The sequence below is a fragment of the Tsukamurella soli genome, assembly GCF_039541155.1.
Taxonomy (GTDB): Bacteria; Actinomycetota; Actinomycetes; order Mycobacteriales; family Mycobacteriaceae; genus Tsukamurella; species Tsukamurella soli.
Genome location: NZ_BAABFR010000002.1, coordinates 23,997 through 42,649 on the forward strand (window position 1 = coordinate 23,997; position 18,653 = coordinate 42,649).

Below are 18,653 nucleotides of genomic sequence, written 5' to 3' on the forward strand. Positions count from 1 at the left end.
TAAAAGAGGTGGTGTCATGTCTATCTCGACAACCCGAGCCCGGTCGCCGTGGGCGGCTCTCGGAGTGCTGGCCCTGGCGATGTTGGTGATCGGTCTCGATGCGATGGTGCTGACGGTGGCGCTGCCGTCGCTGTCGCGGGAACTCGGCGCCACGACGAGCCAGCTGCAGTGGGTGACCACCGTGTATCCCCTGGTGCTGGGTGCGTTCATGGTCCCGTTCGGAGCTCTGGGGGACCGGCTCGGCCGGTCCCGGCTGCTGGCGCTGTCGCTCCTCGGATTCGGTGCCGCGTCCGCGCTGTGCGCCTTCAGTGGCAGCGCGGCGATGCTGGTCGTGGGGCGGGCGCTGCTCGGTCTGTGCGCCGCCGCGGCCATGCCGCTGTCGATGGCGGTGCTGCCCGGGCTGTTCCCGGACCCGCACGAGCGGCAGCGCGCGATGGGTGTGTGGATGGCGTCGTCCGCGCTCGGGTTGCCGCTCGGGCCCATCCTGGGCGGGCTGCTGTTGCGCCACTTCTGGTGGGGATCCGTCTTCCTGATCAACGTGCCCGTCGCCGCCGTCGGGGCCGTCGCCGTGTGGCTCATGGTCCCGGACAGTCGCGGCACCGTCGTGCCCGGCGCCCGCCTCGACATCCCGGGAGTGGCGCTGTCAGTGGTCGGATTCGGGTCGCTCGTGTACGCGTTCACCGAGGCGGGAGAGCGGGGCTGGACGTCCGCGCGATTCGTCGGATGGCTCGCCGTGGCGGTCGCCCTCCTTGTGCTCTTCGTGTGGCGGCAGCTCACCACCCCGCACCCCCTGGTTCGGCTGGAACTACTGCGCCGGCGCGGGTTCCTCGCCGGCACCGTCCTCGCGTCCGCGACCATGCTGCTGCTGTCGGGTGCCACATTCCAGCTCTCCCAGGAGTTCTCGGCGGCGTTCGATGCCGACGCGCTCGGGGTGGGGCTGCGCCTGCTGCCGATCGTCGGCGCGCTGATCGTCGGCACGCGGATCAGTGACATGGCCGGGCGCCGGTTGGGGCGCCGGACGGTGGCCATGGCCTCGTGTGTCCTGCTGCTCGCCGCGTGCGGGGTGCAGGCGGTCGTGGCGGACGGCTCGTACGGCGTGTACGCGATCATGTCGGTGCTGCTGGGGCTCGGCCTCGGCGGCGTGATCCCGATGGCGATGGCGATGGCGACGATGGACCTCGACGATTCGGATGCTGGGTCGGGATCGGCTCTGCTGCAGGCGATCCGGCAGATCGCGAGCGCGCTCGGCGTGGCGGTCCTCGGTTCGGCGGTCGCGGCGGCGTACGGGGCCCGCCTGGTGGGCGTGACCATGCCGGCGTCCGTGCGCGCCGCCGCGCAGGGTGGGGTCGTCGCCGGGACCACGAGCGCGCGCCGCGTCGCGCCCGACAGCGTCGCCGGGATAGTCGGCGCCTACCAACACGGGCTCGCGATGTCGGCTCTCGTCGGCTGCGGCGTGTCGGTCGTCCTGGTGGCACTCTGCCTGCTGATTCCGGCACAATCGGCACGTGGCCCAGCAGACGCCGAAGCAGGTGAGCACGACGAAGCCGCTCGGACTGCGTGAGCGCAAGAAGCTCCGGACGCGGGTGACCCTGCGCAAGGTGGCGTACGAGCTGTTCCGGGAGCAGGGTTACGACGAGACCACGGTCGCGCAGATCGCCGCCGCCGCCGAGGTCTCGCCGGCCACCTTCTTCCGCTACTTCCCCACGAAGGAGGCCCTCGTCGTCGAGGACGACTACGACGCCGTGTTCCTCGCCAACATCGGCCCGCTCGATCCCGCGAAGAACCTGGCCGCGCAGATCCTTCGTCGCGGGGCCGATCTGTTCGATGAGCTCGACGACGAAGCCCGCTCCACCGAGCTCGACCGTGCCCGCCTGCTCGGGTCCTCGCCTTCGTTGCGAGCAGCCCAGGCCAAGGAGATCGAGCAGACGGCCGCTGCGATGGAACGCTCGGTCCTCGAGAACGCGACGGGGCCCGTCGATCCCGATGCCGTGCGCGCGATCGTCGGAGCCGTTGTGGGCGCGGCCATGAGTCTGGCCCGCGGAGGGGGCTCGCTGTTGGATCCGGGCTCCGTCATGAACCCGGACGGGATGCGGCGGCTGGCGGCTCTGTTCGACGGCGGCCTGTCTGCGTCGCCGTCGGCGTCCCCGTTCTCGTCCGCGGACTCAGGACGATAGGACCGGGGGCGTCTCGGGCGCGCAGGAACCGTCGCCGCTCCGCGGTGGCGGTGTGCAGCTCCAGCATCCGTTCGACCGCGCGGTCCCAGGTGAATTCCTCGGCGCGAGCGCGGGCGGGCTCCCGGTAGCCACCACGCCGCAGTAGGGCGCAGACAGCGGCGGCGAATGCGGCGCCGGTGTCGGCCGCGGGGAGGCCGCAGTCGGGCGCGGCGACGGTGGCCAGGGCGCTGTTGCGGGACACCACGATCGGGGTGCCCGACGCCAGCGCCTCCATCGCCGACAGACCGAACGTCTCGTGCGGTCCGGGGCAGATCGCCACGTCGGCGCTGGCGAGCAGCCCGGCGAGGGCCTCGCGGTCGGCGAGGTAGCCGGTGAAGGTGACGGGCAGCCCGTCCGCCTGGCGGTGCAGCTCCTCGGCCATCGCGCCGTCACCGGCCACGACGAGGCGAGCCCGGACACCGTCGGCGCCCAGGGCGCGCAGTACCTCGATGCCGCGCGCGGGCTGCTTCTCCATCGACAGCCGGCACGACTGCACCAGCAGCACGTCGGCGCCCTCGGCCCAGCGTGCGCGGATCGTGGGGTCGGCCCGGTCGGGGCGGAACGTGGTGAGGTCGACGCCGAGCGGCACCGTCTCGACGTTGGGTGCCCGCACGCGGGCGAACTCCTCGCCGGCGAACGCGGTGGCGGCGACGACGGTGTCGTAGCTGCGCGCCGTGCCGAGGTTGGCGACATCAGATGCCCAGTGCGCCAATACCTTCGGTGCGCCCAACTCGATCATCCGGTCGAGGCGCTCGTGGCTGATCATGATCGAGCCGATCCCCCGAGCCTTGGCCCACGGGCCCATCCCGCGCAGCGTGAGTCGGTCCGAGACCTCGAGGCTGTCGGGGGTCAGGCGGGGGAGCAGGCGGCGGATCCCGATCGCGTTCGCGGCGCGGTAGCCCTCGAGCGCGAAGAAGCGTCGGCCGGGGACGACGATGCGGTGCACGCCCGTGTCGAGCGTGTCGCTGTCGTGCGCCGTGCCCGCCACCACCAGCGTGACGCGGTGCCCGTGCGCGACGTAGCCGGCGCCGAGCTGATCGACGGCGGTGCGGAGCCCGCCGGAGCGCGGGCCGTAGAAGTTGGCCAGCTGCACGATATGCATGGTCGCCAGGCAAGCGTGCGCGGACGCCCGCACGCGAGCGGCGGGGTGAACGGCGCGGGTCGATCCGGCCAACACTGGGGACCGAGAATTACATCGATGTCGTTCCTCGCCCGGCATTTCGGTGCGAAGAACCTGTCAGAGGGTGGCTGCACACTTCTCGCAGACGAAGGGAGCCGGGCGGATGCCGGCCCGTCCGGCTCCCCTCGTCGTCCCCCTTTCGGCACCACAATCTTGGAGCAGGATCATGAACATCTTCCGCATCACGGCCATCGCCGTCGCTCTGCTCGCCGGCCTGTGTGGCGCGGCGCCGTCCTACGCGTCGACCGACGATCCCACCGTGGGCGACACCGTCGTCTACACCTTCTACTCGGACGTGCCGGGCGGCAACGGTCTCACGTGGTTCAACGCCGACGGTGACATCTCGCAGCTCGAGAGCGCCAACCTCCCGCGGGTCGCATCGAACGGGAGGTACTGGGGCACAGAGTCGTTCACATCTCGCTCGACGTACCAGCCGGTCGTCGGGTCGATACAGACCGGCGGCTACTTCGCCGGGTGCACGGTGAGCGTCGACGGCACGGTGATCGGGACGAAGACGGCGACGGGTCGCTTCGCGATCGCGTCGTGCAGCAGCGACGACTGATCGCCCCTGTCCGCCCGGGCCGGTGGCAGGATCGTCGGTGGCAGAAGCTTCACCGACGATCCACCACCTGCGCCGAACTCGATGACGCCGACCGACGGTGACCCGATCACCGTCTCGCTGAGCGGCGACGACCTCGCGGCACTCAGGCAGCTGACGAGATCGGTCTTGGTACCCTTCGTGGGCTGCCCCTCTAGCTCAATTGGCAGAGCTGCGGACTTTTAATCCGTAGGTTGTGGGTTCGAGTCCCACGGGGGGCACGGGTAGGTGGCCGCCGCCGCGGCGGCGGCCACGGCGTCCCCTCGGCGAGCGCGTAGCCGAGATAGCCACGTTGCTGGCTCGGTTTTGGGTCCTGACCTGGCGATTTGGGAACTCGGACGGGCGTGGCATAAGCTATCCCAGCTCCCAACGGAACGCGGAAGCGGTGCGGGGAACGGCCCAGGTCGTGCTCGCAAGCCCCCTTCGTTTAGTGGCCTAGGACGCCGCCCTTTCAAGGCGGTAGCGCGGGTTCGAATCCCGTAGGGGGTACGTCGCAAGACGTGATAATTACATATGGCCCTGTGGCGCAGTTGGTTAGCGCGCCGCCCTGTCACGGCGGAGGTCGCGGGTTCGAGTCCCGTCAGGGTCGCAAATCCGAGTCGTAGGACTCGGCGGTTACGGCACAGCCGGCACCGTTCGGCCAGGTAGCTCAGTTGGTACGAGCGTCCGCCTGAAAAGCGGAAGGTCGCCGGTTCGATCCCGGCTCTGGCCACAATGAACCCCCCTGGTAGCAGGGGGTTTTCTTGTTTCCGGGCCCGACGCCGTTGACCCATTCACTTCGGATTCGGCTCCGTTGACCCGGTGCGAACCCGGTCCGGTGACCCACGGCCGGGTCACCGCGCGCTCTTCTTGGGCTTCGCCGTCGTGATGGCGTTGAGCACCGCCGCGGCGTCGGTGAGGGCGTCGTTGGTCGAGTGCGCGTAGGTGCGGAGGGTGAAGCCCGCGTCCTGGTGTCCCAACCACGCCGCGATGACCGCGACCGGGACCCCTCGCATGTGCATCAACGTCGCGCAGGAATGCCGTGCGTCGTGCAGTCTGAGGTGGGGAGGTCCGCATCGACGAGGGCGTCGCGCCACGCGTGAGTGAGCGTGTCCGGGTGCGGAGGATTCCCGAGCGCGTCGACGACGACGAGACCGGAGTTCGGCCACAGCGTTCCCAGTTGCAACTGCATCTCGCGATGACGCTTCCGCTCGGCCTTCGATGCGCGAGCCAGGTCGGCTGGCGTCGGCAGGGTCCGGGTGCTCGTCTTCGTCTTCGTAGCACCGGTCTCACTGCCACCCGATACCGCGAGCCGCGACGCGCAGATCCCGATGGTGTTCGCGTCGAAGTCGACGGCATCCCAGCCGAGCGCGAGGATCTCCCCGCGGCGGAACCCGTAGACCGCCAGCAACCCATTAGTCGAAGGGTCAGGCTCGGAGCACGTCGACACCAGCCCACCACCGGCGCGACCTGAAGAACAGCACCCACGCGGATGGTGGTTACCCCATCTTCACAGTTGGTCGAAGGCCGGTCCGACGTCCACGCCGACGATGCGGAGCAGATTCACCACCTTGCGGTCGAGATCCTTGCCGACGGCGGCCACCTCGGCCGGTCCAAGACTGCCGAACGCCGGACCCGGCTGGTCCATGGTGAACACAGCGTTGCCGTCGCTGTCGCTGTAGACCAGCATGCGCAGCGGCGCGTACAACATGGCCCTGGGGTCGTGACGGAACATCGACTCGGCAATGACGGCGTTGCCGATCAGGTACTCGATCGCCCGGGTGTGATGCCCGGCGAGGCCGAGGAATCCGCTGGCGTCGATCCTGTGGTACCTGATCAGACCGTTCGGCGCGTTCTCCGCCACGGCCGCCCGCACGTCGTCCCAGTCGCCCCCGGACTCGACGACGCGTGCCAGCGTCGCCGGGTCGGACGGCGGCGCGGCCTCATCCAGCGCGTCGATGAATTGCGCAAAAGGAACGCCGGTGTCGATGTCGATGCGGGTCATGGTGTGCTGCTGGCGGTGATAGCCGACTGTCATCCGATCCGACTCCTATGGTTCAGTGACCGAACTCTCCGAGGCCCGAGTCTATGGTTCGGTCAACGAACCCGCAAGGGTACGATCCGGTGGTGGCCCTGCCTCGTGAATACGTCGCCGAGAGTTGTCCCATCGCGCGGTCGTTGGAGATCGTCGGTGAGCGGTGGACGCTGTTGGTCGTGCGCGACGCCTTCTACGGCGTCCGCAGATTCAGCGACTTTTGTGCTCACTTGGGTATTCCCAAAGCGGTGCTTTCCGAACGGCTTTCACTGCTCATCGGCGAAGGGGTGCTGGTAAAGGCGGAGGGTGGCCGAGGCCGCGATGAGTACGTGTTGACTGAGAAGGGCCTTCGGCTCTGGCCGATACTCTGGTCGCTGGCCGGCTGGGGCGACGAGTACTACGTCGAACAGCTGCAACGGCGGAGCTACCGGCACGCCGACTGCGGTGGCGCCATCGGACCGGACCGGAGATGCATGTCGTGCGGACAGCTGCCCGACGTCGCCGATCTCCTCGTGGATCCGCCACGCCGGCCACGCGAGCGTGTCCTGCGCGACGACCCGGTCAGCACGGCGTTTCGCCGACCGCGCCGGCTGCTCGAACCGATTCCGCGGGTGTAGGCAGGTTCACGCTCGGAACTAACTGGCACGGACGTACTGAAATGCTCGCGACGTGATAGCCCGATGTGACGTAGAGGTGACGCACAAGCCGTCATGCCCGCTGCGGGGCGTGGGGACAACACCCAGGTAAGCGAGGCTGGGTGCGAACCGGCGAACTGGGGAAACGGTCGGACGCAGTTCTGAAAGCGGTACTTGTCAGAGTGCGGGTGCATCATGGCGGCATGACGACGAAGACGCCGCGCCGGCCGCCCCTCAGCTACGGGATCCTGCCGCTGGTCGCCATGGTGTTCCTTCTGGTCGGCGTGCCGGTGTGGGCGTGGCTGTTCCTCGCCGTGCTGGCGGCGATCGAGGTCACGATCTACGTGCGCGCCGGGGTGCTCGACGCCCGTCGGCGCGCGGCCGCGGCGTAGCGCGGATCGCCCGTGAGTTATCGGACATTCGACATTTGTGCCCGCGACACGCCGAAAAGCAACGGAATCTTTCGGTCTGGTAATCAGCACGAGTGTCTTGTGGGGCAGCAGGATCAGTGACCATCACGGCGTGTCGAAAGCTCTCAACCCAACCCAAAAGCGGAAGGTTGCGGGCTCGACCCCGGCTCTGGCCACCTAGAAAAACCGCTGGTGACAGCGGGTTTTCTCGTTCTAGAGGACGCTCTCCGGGCCCGTGTTGTGGCCTATAACCCAGCTTCGGGGCTCGTCAGGCGACCCGAGTCGGAACGATACGGCAGCGTTCCAGGCGCGCGCCGACGCTGCTGTCCGACACCAGTACGCGGGAGCCGACGGGTGGGCGTCCAGCTCGCCCAGGTCGACAAGCCGCGGAACGTCGCGGTACCGAGACCGCCGAGTCGGCGGCCGGTCGCAGGGCGGGTGATGAGGTCGGTCGGTAGGGCCGTCACTTGCGGTCTCCTCGGCGGATCCGCGCGGTTTGCGCTCGCCACAGTGGCGCACCCCCACGACCGTCCCGCCCCACCCGAAAAGTGCTCTGAACACAGACCTTCGTACGGAGGGCGTGTCGAGCCCCGTTGGTGCCTCCGCAAATCGGCCTCGAAAAGTCAATGGAGAACAACCCTCACGGAGTGTCGTCGAATCGGGCAGTCCGGCGCGCGACGTTCATGCAAGTGCCGGATCTCGCGGGTGGTGCCGAAGTAGGGTGGCGAAAGCTACCTGCCGGTAGCGGTGCAGGTCTTCTCGAGGGAATGGGGGGTTCGGACATGTCGACAGCTGCGATCGTCGGTGCGGGCGTCATCGGTTTGTCTTGGGCGCGGCTGTTCGCGGAGGCAGGGTGGCAGGTGCGGGTCAGCGATCCTCGGCCCGACCTGGAGGAGATCGTTGACAGTGAACTCGCCGGTCTGCCGGTGACGGCGTTCGGCGATCTCGCCGAGGCCGCGCGGGGTGCGGACTTCGTCCAAGAGAACGGCCCCGAACGTCCCGAGCTCAAGAAGCAGATATTCGCCACGCTCGCGGCGGTGACCGGCGACGGTGTCGTCCTCGCGTCATCGTCGTCGTCGCTGCTGGCGTCGTCGTTCTCCGAGGGCAACCCTGCTGCCGACCGGATCCTGATCGGTCACCCGTTCAACCCGCCGCAACTGATCCCGCTGGTCGAGGTGGTCCCCTCAGCCGCGACCGCCCCCGCCATCGTCGACAGAGCCGTCGAGGTGTACCGGTCGCTGGGCAGACTGCCGATCCGGCTGAAGAAGGAGATCCCCGGCTTCGTCGGCAACCGATTGCAGCGAGCTTTCAACAACCAGGCCATCTATCTGGTGCAGCAGGGTGTGATCAGCCCCGGCGACCTCGATGAACTGGTCAAGGCATCCCTCGGTATCCGGTGGGCGACGATCGGCCCGTTCGAGAGCATGCAGCTCGGCGGAGGCCCCGACGGGATGCTGCACCTGCTGCAGAATGTCGGAGCGGAGATGAACTATTCGCTCGGCGAACCCGATCCGGCCGCGTACGGCCCGGTGCTCGAAGCGGTGGACACGACATTCGGGGCTGGTCCGGAAGCGTACGAGGCGAACGTGCGGCGCCGCGACCGCCGAACCCGCGCCATCACCGAAGCGCTCGCCGCCAGCGACGCCCAAGCGCAGGGCCAGGACTAGCCGCACCATCGGGAGGAGTGGACATGTACCGCAAGCTGGTCGCCTTGGGCATCTCGACCGACAGCATCTTCACCGTCGACATCGCCACAGGCGAGATCGAGCAGGTCTACGCCGATACCGGCGCCTCCCCGGACGGGCTGCAGATCGCCGGCGGGGTCGCGTACTGGACGACTATGGGCAGGCCCACCTATGACCCGAAGCAGACCGGTGAGGCCGCGCTGGACTACAGCGCCCGCAACGGCGGCGTCCACGCGATCAACATCGACGGCACCGACCGCCGCGACCTCACCGCGCCCGGCGACATCACCACCGGCAAGCAGCTCACCCTGCACGGCGACTGGCTCTACTGGGGTGACCGCGAGGGGCACCGGGTCAGCCGCGCTCGCCTTGACGGCACCGACCGCCAGGACCTCGTGGTCAACGAACCCGGCATCGAGAACCAGTGCGTGGGCGTGACCGTCGACCCCGCCGGGAACTACCTGTACTGGACGCAGAAGGGCCCGGCGAAGGGCGGTGTCGGGAGGATCCTGCGGGCGCCGGTAGGGCTCGCGGCAGGGGAGACCCCGCGGACACGCAGCGACATCGAGGTCCTCTGGGATCATCTGCCTGAACCGATCGATCTGGAGATCGCCGACGGCGATCTCTACTGGACCGATCGTGGCGCGCCGCCGAACGGCAACACGGTCAACCAGGCACCCCTGCCCGCCTCGGGCGAACGGGGTGGGCAGCCGGAGATCCTCGCCGACGGGTTCGAGGAAGCCATCGGCCTGGTCGTCGACATCGAGGCGCGCACCGTGTACGTCTCGGACCTGGCCGGGCACGTCTACACGGTGCCGCTGCCCGGCTCGGGCGACGGCCGCGGTAAGCGGCTGCTGGCCGACCTGGACACCCACGTGTCCGGCATCGCCGGAATCAGCTGAACCAGCAGTATTGCCACACATTAGCTACGTCCACACCTTCGACTCGTTGCTCACACCGCCCCGTCGCGGTGTTCGGGGCCGTGCCCCGGTCCGGCGCATCGCATCGATGTTCACTACCGGCGGCGGTGAGGTCCGGATCGACGACCCGAACGTCGCTCAGTCTCAGGCGTCCGTCGACCACGTCGCCGAGAACCGGCCCGGGGTGATATCTCAGCGCGGGTCGGCTGAGGTGAGCCGCGTGACGCGGTGACACCTATTCGCAGGCTGTTTCAGTCCACTCCCAGCAGGTCCCGCCCTCGATGCGTAACCCGTGACCGTCGCGGCCGCCGCACCCACTCCGGACCCCTCCCGTCCGACGGAGCCGCACGAGCTCGGCCCCGAGGCGCCGGCTCGTGGTTCGCGGCCGACCGAGCGGCAGCCGACGCTACGTGAGCCGACGCTACGTGAGCCGACAAGCGAACGACATGTAATCGGAGGGCATGCCGTATGACGCCCCGATAGTGGAATACGGGCATAGATGTATACGAAGAGAAGTCACGTCCGAGCCTCATTCGGCCGGTCGCCGGGTGACTCCGGTGGGGACGTGGCGAACGGTGTCCGAGTCGACACCTGTCCGGCGGCCCGTGAGATGGTCTACGCGGGCGTAGTTCCTCACAGCCCAGGGGCCAAGGAGTTCGGAATGGCGACGGAGAGCATCGACTGCACGCTCGGGGCGATAGGGCGGAGCGTTGTCCCTGGGTCTCGTCTCGGCCCGGATGACCTGGATCATGCGAGTGATCCCGCCCGGCACGCCGTGATCATCGATCGCGGCGGAGACCGAGACGATCCGCGCCCAGTCACGCGGCTCGTCATGGTGCGGGTGTGATGGAGGGCGAGAAGGTCGTGCGGAGCCGGCGCCCCCGTGATCGCAAGCAGCAGATCGTGATAGCTGCGCGGGAGAAGTTCGTAGCGCGCGGCTACCCGAACGTCACGATGGCGCAGATCGCAGAAGCCGTCGGGATCACGGCGGGGGCGCTGTACCGCCATTTCGATAACAAGACGGCGTTGCTCAGCGGGGTCGTCGCCGACAGCTTCACCTACCTCGACACCCCGATCGAGGACGGCGAATTCGAAGCTGTGGTCGAGGACGCGATCTCCCGCGTGATCGATCGACCGTATCTGTCGGACCTGTGGATCCGCGAGATCAGGTACCTACCGGAGGAGGCGCGCAGGGAGCTGCGCACCCGCATCCGGTCCTGGGCGGGTACCTTCGCCCCCGCGCTCCGTCGACGGTGCCCAGGGGTCGACGAGGGGCAGGTGGAGTTGCTCCAGTGGGCGCTCCTGTCGCTGTTGTCCTCCGTTGGGCGGCGTGCCATGCATGCGCCGGCTCCGGTCCTGCTCGACGGCGTCCGCACCGCGATGAACGCGATCACGAGCGCCGCGCTCATCCCGACCGGGGACGCGGAGGAGCCGCACGGCCCCTTGTTGCGCCCTCGGTCGATGCGTGAGCGGCTGCTGACGGCCGCCGCCGACCAGTTCGGCCGACGCGGCTTCCGGGACACCTCGATGGCCGATATCGGTGCCGTTGCCGAGGTGAGCGGGCAGAACCTGTACGCCTATTTCGCGAACAAGGCGGATCTCCTGCGCGCGGTGATCGATCGATCGATCACCGCGCTGTGGCTGGGGCTGGATCAGGCCCTCTCGACCTCGGCGGTCCCGGATGCGGCTCTGGCGCGTGTGGTCGGGTCGTACATCGTGCTGTCCCGGTCCTGGGTCGGTCTGCTCGAGGACCCGACCGACGAGACCGACACCGAAGAGGTCACGAAGGGGGCCCAGCGGGAGTACGTCGGCGAATGGGTGGCCCTGCTCCAGGCGACGCTGCCCCACGTCGGTGAACCGGCGGCACGAGTCCGCGTGCAACTCGCTCTGTTCCTCGTCTCGGACCTGCAGCGCAATCACCGGATCGCGCGACGGGCCTCGTTCCAGGAGAACCTCCGGCATCTCGTGCTCGCGATCCTGCTCGACGGATCTCCCTCCGGCGGCCCGTCCGCCTGACGTCCCACTCGACCACTTCCAGTGGTGCCGCCGGTGATCGTTCCGGCCGCCGCTGCGATCGGCGCCGTCCTGACCCGCCGTTACGAAGCTCCTCCGCGGCGGCCCCGACTGTGGACCTTGACACGAAGTGAATCTAGAGTAATGATAGATCTACCTTATACGACGCTATATACCGCAAGCACCCAGCTATTTAGTCAAATAAGTATATCTAGATTCAGATAGATGGGAGTATGTATGAACGGCGGCTACGTCTCGTCCTGGAAGGACGATTCGGTTCTGGCGGTCCTCGACACCACCACCCGGTTCGTCGAGTCCGAGGTCACTGCTCATCGGGAGAAGTGGGAAGGCCAGAAGCACCTCGACCGCGCGGTGTGGCGGAAGGCGGGTGATCTCGGACTGCTGTGCTGCTCCATTCCAGAGGAGTACGGCGGCGGAGGCGGCACGATGGCGCACGAGTTCGCCATCAACGAGGCGCAGGGCGCAGCGGGCGACACCACCTGGGGGAACATGGTGCACAGCGGCATCGTCGCCCACTACCTGCTCGCGTACGGAACCGAGGAGCAGAAGCAGCAGTGGCTCCCGCTGATGGCCACCGGAGAGGTCGTCGCGGCGATCGCCATGACCGAGCCGGGCACGGGCTCGGACCTGCAGGCGGTGAAGACGAAGGCGGTCGCCGATGGCGACGAGCTGGTGATCGACGGCGCGAAGACCTTCATCTCCAACGGGTACAACGCCGACCTGATCGTCGTCGTCGCCAAGACCGATCCCACCGCGCGCTCGAAGGGGATCTCGCTGGTCCTCGTCGATGTGCGCGACGCCCCCGGATTCCAGCGCGGCAGGATCCTGGACAAGGTGGGGCAGCTCGGTGCCGACACCTCCGAGCTGTCCTTCTCCGGCGTCCGTGTGCCGAGCGACTGCGTCCTGGGTGGAATCCCGGGTAAGGGGTTCGGTCAGCTGATGACGCAGCTCGCGCGGGAGCGCCTGCTGGTCGCGGTCACCGCGGTGGCCGGTATGGAGACGGCGATCCGGGAGACCGTCGAGTACACCAAGGCGCGCAAGGCGTTCGGGCAGTGCCTGTTCGATTTCCAGAACTCGAAGTTCGTTCTCGCCGAGGCAGCTACCCACGCGCACATCGCCCGCGTCTTCCTCGACTCGTGCATCGAGCGGCACCTCGGCGGACGGCTCGATGCGGCCACCGCGGCGATGGCCAAATGGTGGCTGACCGACCAGCAGGTGCGGCTCATCGACGAGTGCCTGCAACTTCACGGCGGTTACGGGTACATGCGCGAATACCCGATCGCGCGCATGTATCAGGACGCCCGGATCCAGAAGATCTACGGCGGCGCCAACGAAATCATGAAGGACCTGATCGCTCGATCGCTGTAGAACAACGTCGAAAGGCTGTAGTCACGATGAATGAATCGTTCGTCCGGTCCGGACAACGAGAGAAGACGCTCGCCGAGGTCAAGCAGAACGCCGCCCGGTTCGGGGCTGCACTCCGATCGCTCGGCATCGAACACGGGGACCGCTACGCGATCGTCATGCGCAACGAGATCGGCTTCGTCGAGGTCAACCTGGCCGCGACCCCGATCGGTGCGATTCCCGTCCCCGTCAACTGGCACTGGACCGGTGCCGACCTCGAGCATCTCCTGGGCGACTCGGGTGTGAAGGTCGCGGTCGTGCACACCGACCTGATCGACGGCGTCGAGGAGCAGGCGCCCGACGGGCTGCAGATCGTCGAGGCGCAGGTGCCGGACGAGGTGCGCACCGCCTACGGCCTCGGCGAGGTCCCGCTCACCGGCCGGTACCCGGTGTTACACGAGCTGATCGCCGCCTTCGATCCGGCCGAGGTGAGCACCGAAGCCCCGCCGATGGGCGTCATCTATACCTCCGGCACCACGGGCCTGGCCAAGGGGATCGTCCGGGAACCGGTCCGACGGGATCAGACGGCGGGGTTGCTCACCTTCATCAAGGAGCTGATCCACCTCGATCCGGAGTGGACCTGCATCCTGCCCGCCCCGCTGTACCACACAGCGCCCAACGTCAATGTGACCTTCGCCGCGGCACTCGGGATGAACATGATCATCATGCCGAAGTTCGATCCCGAGGAGTTCCTCCGCCTGGTCCAGGAGAGTCGGGTCGACACGGTGCAGATGGTCCCCACCATGTTCGTCCGTCTGCTGCAACTGCCCGGAGAGGTGCGCGCGTCCTACGACCTGTCGTCGCTGAAGGCCATCGTGCATGCCGCGGCGCCCTGCCCGCCGGAGGTCAAGCGGGCGATGATCGACTGGGTCGGTCCCATCGTGTGGGAGTACTACGGCGGGTCGGAGGGCGGTTCCTGGGTCGAGTGCGGCTCCGAGGACTGGTTGGCGCATCCCGGCACCGTAGGGAAACCGTGTCCCGACTGTGCGATCAAGATCCTGACCCCGGACCTCGAAGAGGTCCCCACCGGCGAGACCGGGATCATCTACGGGCGCGCCACGTCCTTCTGGCCGGAGTTCACCTACCTGGGCAACGACGCCAAGCGGCGGGAGATCGACGCCGGCGAAGGCTTCGTCACCGTCGGCGACGTCGGGCACGTGGACGAGGACGGCTTCCTCTACCTGTCGGACAGGCTCAACGACATGGTGATCTCGGGCGGCGTGAACATCTACCCCGCCGAGATCGAATCCTGCCTGCTCGGGCTCGATGGTGTCGCGGACGTCGCGGTGTTCGGCATCCCGGACGAGCGCATGGGCGAGGCGCTCGCCGCGCACGTCGAGCTGGTACCGGGCGCTGTTCTGTCCGAGGACGACGTGCGCCGGCACGTCCGGGAGAACCTGGCGAGCTACAAGGTGCCCAAGGTCGTCGTCTTCGATGAGCGACTGCCCCGCGAGGACTCGGGCAAGCTGTTCAAGCGCCGGCTCAAAGTGAAGTACTGGCCCGACCGGGTCGGGGCTTGAGGTGACCGCTGGTACGGCCGTACCGGTCACCGGGGAGCAGGACATCCGGGTCGAGATCGCCGACGGTGTCGCGCTCGTCATGCTGGCCCGTCCGGCGCAGCTCAACGCGCTCCGGGTGACGCTGCTGCGGCAGCTGCGGAGGGCGCTTTTGGACGTGTCGGATCGTGACGACGTCCGGGCAGTGGTGCTGGCAGGCGAGGGCAGGGCCTTCTGCGCCGGCCTGGACGTGAGGGCGGGGCTGTACGACCCGGCGAGCGAGGACCCGGCGCTGGACTGCGAGGCGTGGTTGCGGGACGGGGTCGAGGTGGTGCGAGCGATGCGTTCGATCCCGCAACCCATCATCGCGGCGGTGCACGGGTGGGCGATCGGCGCCGGCTTCGCCTTCGCCGCGGCCAGCGATGTGCGCTTCATCGGCCCGGAGGCGCGCTTCTCCGCACCCTTCCTGAAGCTCGGGATGACGGTGGGCGATCTGGGACTGTCCTGGTTCCTGCCGCGGATCGTCGGCGCCGGACGGGCGAACCGGATCTTCTACGACGCCGGGGTGATCGACGCGCGGACCGCGGTCGAGTACGGCCTGGCGACCGAGGTGAGCGCGGACCCGCTGGCGGGTGCACTCGCCTACGGGCGGCGGCTCGCCTCCTATCCCTGGTACGGCGTGCGGGTCAGCAAGGAGCTGATCAACGCCGGCGGGTCGACCGGGCTGAACGAGCATCTCGAGGCCGAGGCGCGGGCCCAGGTGATCGGCGGACTGGCAGAGGCATCGAAGAGGGCTTTCCGGACGGCAGCGGGAACAGCGGCCGAACGAGACGAGGAGGAATGATGGCGGGACCTTTGGACGGCGTTCGGGTCGTGGAGCTCGCGGGCATCGGTCCGGGGCCGCTGGCCTGCATGATCCTGGCGGATCTCGGAGCCGAGGTGATCCGGGTGGAGCGCGCGGGATCCGCTGCCGGACACGCGGACCAGACGCTGCGCGGCAGGCGGCTGTTCACTGCGAATCTCAAAGATCCGGAGGATGTCTCCCGAGTGCTCGACCTGGTGGCCGACGCAGACGTGCTGGTGGAGGGATTCCGTCCCGGGGTCGCGGAGCGGCTCGGCGTGGGCCCTGACGAGTGCGCACGGCGCAATCCCCGGCTGGTGTACGCCCGGATGACGGGGTGGGGCCAGGAAGGGCCGCTCGCCGACACCGCCGGCCACGACATCAACTACCTGTCGCTGACCGGCATCCTGGAGAACATCGGCCGGGCGGGTGAGCGCCCAGTTCCGCCACTCAACATGGTGGCGGACTATGGGGGCGGCACCATGTTCCTCCTGCTCGGTGTGGTGTCGGCGCTGCTCGAGCGCGAGCGCTCGGGCCGCGGGCAGGTCGTGGACGCGGCGATGTGCGACGGCGCCAGCCTGCTCTCCACTCTGATGTGGTCGCTGCGCGGCGCGGGTGAGTGGAGTGATCAGCGGGGATCGAACCTCCTCGACGGGTCCAAGCCCTACTACGACACCTACCTGTGTGCCGACGGGCGGAGTATGGCGGTGGGATGCATCGAGCCGCAATTCTTCGCCCTCATGCTGGAGCGACTCGGACTCGATCCGGCGGGGCTGCCCGCGCAGGACGACGAGGACCGGCACGACGAGCTGCGCGCCACCTTGACCGCAGCCTTCGCGTCGAGGCCGATGGCGGAGTGGGCGGAGGCCTTCGACGGCTCGGACGCGTGTGTCACGCCGGTCCTGACCTACTCCGAGGCGCTCACCCATCCGCACATGAGCGCCCGTGGGATCTTCACCCGGATCGACGGCGTCGACCAACCGAGTCCGGCGCCGCGGTTCTCCCGCACCCCGTGCGCCGAGCCGCGGCCGCCACGCACCGTCGACGGTGTCCCGCGGTGGTCGACCGCTTCGGGGACGACCGCCTGACGCCGCGCCCGAAAACCGATGAATAGAACCGAAATCGATAAAGACGGAGAGAACGATGTCCGATGAAGTAGTGGTGGCAGGGGTCGGCATGATCCCGTTCACCAAGCCCGGGAAGAGCGACGATTACGACGTGATGGGCGCGGAGGCGGCGCGCCGCGCGCTGGCCGATGCGGGTGTCGACTACGGCGCGATCCAGCAGGCATACGTCGGGTACGTCTTCGGTGACTCGACCTCGGGCCAGAAGGCGCTGTACCGGTTGGGTGGTACCGGAATCCCGGTGGTGAACGTCAACAACAACTGCTCGACGGGATCGTCGGCGCTGTACCTGGCACGTCAGGCGGTAGAGAGCGGCGCGGTCGACGTGGCGTTGGCCCTCGGCTTCGAGCAGATGCTGCCGGGTGCGATCCAGCAGGTGTTCACGGACAGCCCTGCGGCGCTCGAGAACTTCGAGAGGGTTCGCGATGAGTACTTCGGCAGGCCCGATCCCTCAGTGCCGAACGCGGCGACCTTCTTCGGTGCGGCGGGCCAGCGGTACGTCGAAGAGCACGGCATCGACCCGGCGGTGTTCGCGCACATCACGGTCAAGTCCCGTAAGCACGCGGCGAACAACCCGTTCGCGGTCTTCCGGGCTCCGCTGACCTTCGACGAGGTGATCGCCTCGCCCCACATCTACGGTCCGCTCACCCGGTTCCAATGCTGTCCGCCCACGTGCGGCGCGGCGGCGGCTGTGATCGTGTCGCAGGAGTATGCGCGTAAGCACGGACTCCGCTCCGGCGTGCGGATCGCTGCGCAGGCCATGACGACGGACTTCCAGAGCACCTTCGAGGGCGACATGAAGCGCCTGATCGGGTACGACATGGCGGCAGCCGCGGCGGTCGACGTCTACGAGAAGAGCGGTATCGGGCCCGAGGACGTTCGAGTCGCCGAGCTGCACGACTGCTTCACCACGAACGAGTTCCTGACCTACGAGGCCCTCGGCCTCACGCCCGAGGGCACGGCCGAGAAGTTCGTGCTCGACGGTGACAACACCTACGGCGGTCGGGTGGTGACGAACCCGTCCGGCGGACTCATCTCCAAGGGACACCCGCTCGGTGCGACGGGGCTGGCGCAGTGCGCGGAGCTCGTCTGGCAGCTGCGCGGCGAGGCAGAGGCCCGGCAGGTGGACGGCGTGACCTCTGCACTGCAGCACAACCTGGGCCTCGGCGGGGCGTGCGTCGTGACCATGTACCGGAAGGTCGACGGCTGATGACGCTGACCAAGGACCTCATCGGCAGCAGCAGGCCCGGAGGCACGCTGCTCATCACCCGCAGCCGGCTGCGCCTGTTCGCCCTGGCCACAGGTCAACAGGACCCGGTGTTCACCGACGTCGACGCTGCGCGCCGCGCCGGGCACCCCGATCTTCCGGTGCCCCCGACGTTCTACTTCGGGGTCGAACTGGAGGTGCCCGATTCGTTCTCCTACCTCGCCGACCTGGGCGTGGACCTGCGGACCGTGCTGCACGGCGAGCAGGAATTCGAATACCACAGGACTGCGCACGCCGGTGACCAGCTCACGTCGTCGTCTGTGATCACCGATGTCTACGAGAAGAAGGCCGGGGCGTTGCAGTTCCTTGTGACCGATTCACCGATCGTCGATCACGTGGGGGAGCCGGTGGTCACGTTGCGCAACACACTGGTCGTGCGGCGGCTGGCGGGGGTGCAGTGATGACTGAGCAGGCGAAGTACAGTGCGCTCGAAGCCGGAGCGGAGCTCGACGAGTTGGTCGTTCCGCCCATCTCCCGCACCACGCTGGCACTGTTCGCCGGGGCGTCCGGCGATCTGAACCCGATCCACATCGACATCGACGTCGCGAAGTCGGCTGGTCTCGATGACGTCTTCGCCCACGGCATGCTGTCGATGGCCTACTTGGCGAGATTGCTCACCGACAACTTCCCAGTCGAACGGCTGCGGTCGTACCGGGTCAGGTTCGCGGCGATCACCCCGGTCCACGGCCGGCCCACGTGTCGGGCGACGGCCCGCGAGGTCGACGAGATCGACGGCGAGCGCCGCGCGACCCTCGACCTGTCCGTAGCGCTCGCCGACGGCACCGTCACCCTGCTCGGCGAGGCGGTCGTCGTCGAATGACGCGCCCGTCCC

Annotated in this window: 19 protein-coding genes and 4 tRNA genes; 19 read left to right on the plus strand and 4 right to left on the minus strand. The window is 68.2% G+C overall.

Translation table 11 applies throughout. From position 1 onward, the window contains the following. The first annotated feature begins 16 nt into the window (after positions 1-16). Both ABD908_RS00860 and ABD908_RS00865 read left to right on the plus strand, forming a co-directional pair. Entirely contained in the window at positions 17-1,561 is a 1,545-nt protein-coding gene (locus ABD908_RS00860) for an MFS transporter (protein ID WP_344989559.1), read from the plus strand. Beyond that, complete coding sequence (locus ABD908_RS00865) at positions 1,506-2,174, plus strand: TetR/AcrR family transcriptional regulator (protein ID WP_344989562.1); 669 nt, start codon at positions 1,506-1,508, stop codon at positions 2,172-2,174. Before ABD908_RS00860 ends, ABD908_RS00865 begins: the two co-directional genes overlap by 56 nt. Here the strand turns inward: ABD908_RS00865 and ABD908_RS00870 are convergent. Continuing rightward, positions 2,071-3,315: a glycosyltransferase gene (locus ABD908_RS00870; RefSeq protein ID WP_344989565.1), complete on the minus strand. Its 1,245-nt coding sequence runs from the start codon at positions 3,313-3,315 to the stop codon at positions 2,071-2,073. The two genes, ABD908_RS00865 and ABD908_RS00870, sit on opposite strands and share 104 nt — an antisense overlap. Before the next feature lie 244 nt (positions 3,316-3,559). On the opposite strand from ABD908_RS00870, the gene ABD908_RS00875 reads away from it, so the two are divergent. The 5 genes from ABD908_RS00875 (at position 3,560) to ABD908_RS00895 (ending at position 4,703) form a co-directional block, all read left to right on the plus strand. Then, complete coding sequence (locus ABD908_RS00875) at positions 3,560-3,955, plus strand: hypothetical protein (protein WP_344989566.1); 396 nt, start codon at positions 3,560-3,562, stop codon at positions 3,953-3,955. Positions 3,956-4,139: 184 nt separating this feature from the next. Then, positions 4,140-4,212, plus strand: a tRNA-Lys gene (locus ABD908_RS00880). A 195-nt stretch (positions 4,213-4,407) separates the two neighbouring features. After that, a tRNA-Glu gene (locus ABD908_RS00885) sits at positions 4,408-4,480 on the plus strand. Between the two features lie 26 nt (positions 4,481-4,506). Then, a tRNA-Asp gene (locus tag ABD908_RS00890) sits at positions 4,507-4,580 on the plus strand. 49 nt (positions 4,581-4,629) lie between these two features. Further along, positions 4,630-4,703: transfer RNA gene (locus ABD908_RS00895), tRNA-Phe, on the plus strand. 121 nt (positions 4,704-4,824) lie between these two features. On the opposite strand, the gene ABD908_RS27540 is transcribed toward ABD908_RS00895, so the two are convergent. The 3 genes from ABD908_RS27540 to ABD908_RS00905 all read right to left on the minus strand — a co-directional run bounded on the left by ABD908_RS27540 (position 4,825) and on the right by ABD908_RS00905 (position 5,975). Beyond that, positions 4,825-5,067: a tyrosine-type recombinase/integrase gene (locus ABD908_RS27540; RefSeq protein WP_385922778.1), complete on the minus strand. Its 243-nt coding sequence runs from the start codon at positions 5,065-5,067 to the stop codon at positions 4,825-4,827. Further along, positions 4,992-5,381 carry a site-specific integrase gene (locus ABD908_RS00900; protein WP_385924787.1) on the minus strand — a complete coding sequence of 130 codons (390 nt, stop codon included), beginning with the start codon at positions 5,379-5,381 and terminating at the stop codon, positions 4,992-4,994. Before ABD908_RS00900 ends, ABD908_RS27540 begins: the two co-directional genes overlap by 76 nt. Before the next feature lie 99 nt (positions 5,382-5,480). Then, a complete protein-coding gene (locus tag ABD908_RS00905) occupies positions 5,481-5,975 on the minus strand; it encodes a DUF302 domain-containing protein (RefSeq protein ID WP_344989569.1) in 495 nt (164 codons plus the stop codon). Positions 5,976-6,094: 119 nt separating this feature from the next. On the opposite strand from ABD908_RS00905, the gene ABD908_RS00910 reads away from it, so the two are divergent. The 12 genes from ABD908_RS00910 (at position 6,095) to ABD908_RS00965 (ending at position 18,641) form a co-directional block, all read left to right on the plus strand. Next, positions 6,095-6,622, plus strand: coding sequence for a winged helix-turn-helix transcriptional regulator (locus tag ABD908_RS00910; RefSeq protein ID WP_344989572.1), 528 nt, complete (start codon positions 6,095-6,097; stop codon positions 6,620-6,622). Between the two features lie 221 nt (positions 6,623-6,843). Beyond that, on the plus strand, positions 6,844-7,032 hold the full coding sequence (locus tag ABD908_RS00915; RefSeq protein ID WP_344989575.1) for a hypothetical protein: 189 nt from the start codon (positions 6,844-6,846) through the stop codon (positions 7,030-7,032). Between the two features lie 800 nt (positions 7,033-7,832). Beyond that, positions 7,833-8,717 (plus strand): 3-hydroxyacyl-CoA dehydrogenase NAD-binding domain-containing protein, encoded by an 885-nt coding sequence (locus ABD908_RS00920; protein ID WP_344989577.1) that lies wholly within the window; start codon positions 7,833-7,835, stop codon positions 8,715-8,717. A gap of 23 nt (positions 8,718-8,740) precedes the next feature. Then, a complete protein-coding gene (locus ABD908_RS00925; protein ID WP_344989578.1) occupies positions 8,741-9,637 on the plus strand; it encodes a hypothetical protein in 897 nt (298 codons plus the stop codon). Positions 9,638-10,501: 864 nt separating this feature from the next. Next, a complete protein-coding gene (locus tag ABD908_RS00930; RefSeq protein WP_344989580.1) occupies positions 10,502-11,671 on the plus strand; it encodes a TetR/AcrR family transcriptional regulator in 1,170 nt (389 codons plus the stop codon). Positions 11,672-11,893: 222 nt separating this feature from the next. Further along, positions 11,894-13,057, plus strand: coding sequence for an acyl-CoA dehydrogenase family protein (locus ABD908_RS00935; protein WP_385922771.1), 1,164 nt, complete (start codon positions 11,894-11,896; stop codon positions 13,055-13,057). Between the two features lie 26 nt (positions 13,058-13,083). Beyond that, positions 13,084-14,613 (plus strand): AMP-binding protein, encoded by a 1,530-nt coding sequence (locus ABD908_RS00940; RefSeq protein ID WP_344989582.1) that lies wholly within the window; start codon positions 13,084-13,086, stop codon positions 14,611-14,613. A 1-nt stretch (position 14,614) separates the two neighbouring features. After that, on the plus strand, positions 14,615-15,433 hold the full coding sequence (locus ABD908_RS00945; protein ID WP_344989583.1) for an enoyl-CoA hydratase/isomerase family protein: 819 nt from the start codon (positions 14,615-14,617) through the stop codon (positions 15,431-15,433). Then, positions 15,433-16,518 carry a CaiB/BaiF CoA transferase family protein gene (locus tag ABD908_RS00950; RefSeq protein ID WP_344989585.1) on the plus strand — a complete coding sequence of 362 codons (1,086 nt, stop codon included), beginning with the start codon at positions 15,433-15,435 and terminating at the stop codon, positions 16,516-16,518. The genes ABD908_RS00945 and ABD908_RS00950 overlap by 1 nt, the downstream gene beginning before the upstream one ends. Before the next feature lie 55 nt (positions 16,519-16,573). Then, positions 16,574-17,764 carry a lipid-transfer protein gene (locus tag ABD908_RS00955; protein WP_344989588.1) on the plus strand — a complete coding sequence of 397 codons (1,191 nt, stop codon included), beginning with the start codon at positions 16,574-16,576 and terminating at the stop codon, positions 17,762-17,764. Then, positions 17,764-18,222, plus strand: coding sequence for a MaoC family dehydratase N-terminal domain-containing protein (locus ABD908_RS00960; protein ID WP_344989591.1), 459 nt, complete (start codon positions 17,764-17,766; stop codon positions 18,220-18,222). Before ABD908_RS00955 ends, ABD908_RS00960 begins: the two co-directional genes overlap by 1 nt. Further along, positions 18,222-18,641, plus strand: coding sequence for a MaoC/PaaZ C-terminal domain-containing protein (locus ABD908_RS00965; RefSeq protein WP_344989593.1), 420 nt, complete (start codon positions 18,222-18,224; stop codon positions 18,639-18,641). The genes ABD908_RS00960 and ABD908_RS00965 overlap by 1 nt, the downstream gene beginning before the upstream one ends. Positions 18,642-18,653: the final 12 nt, after the last annotated feature.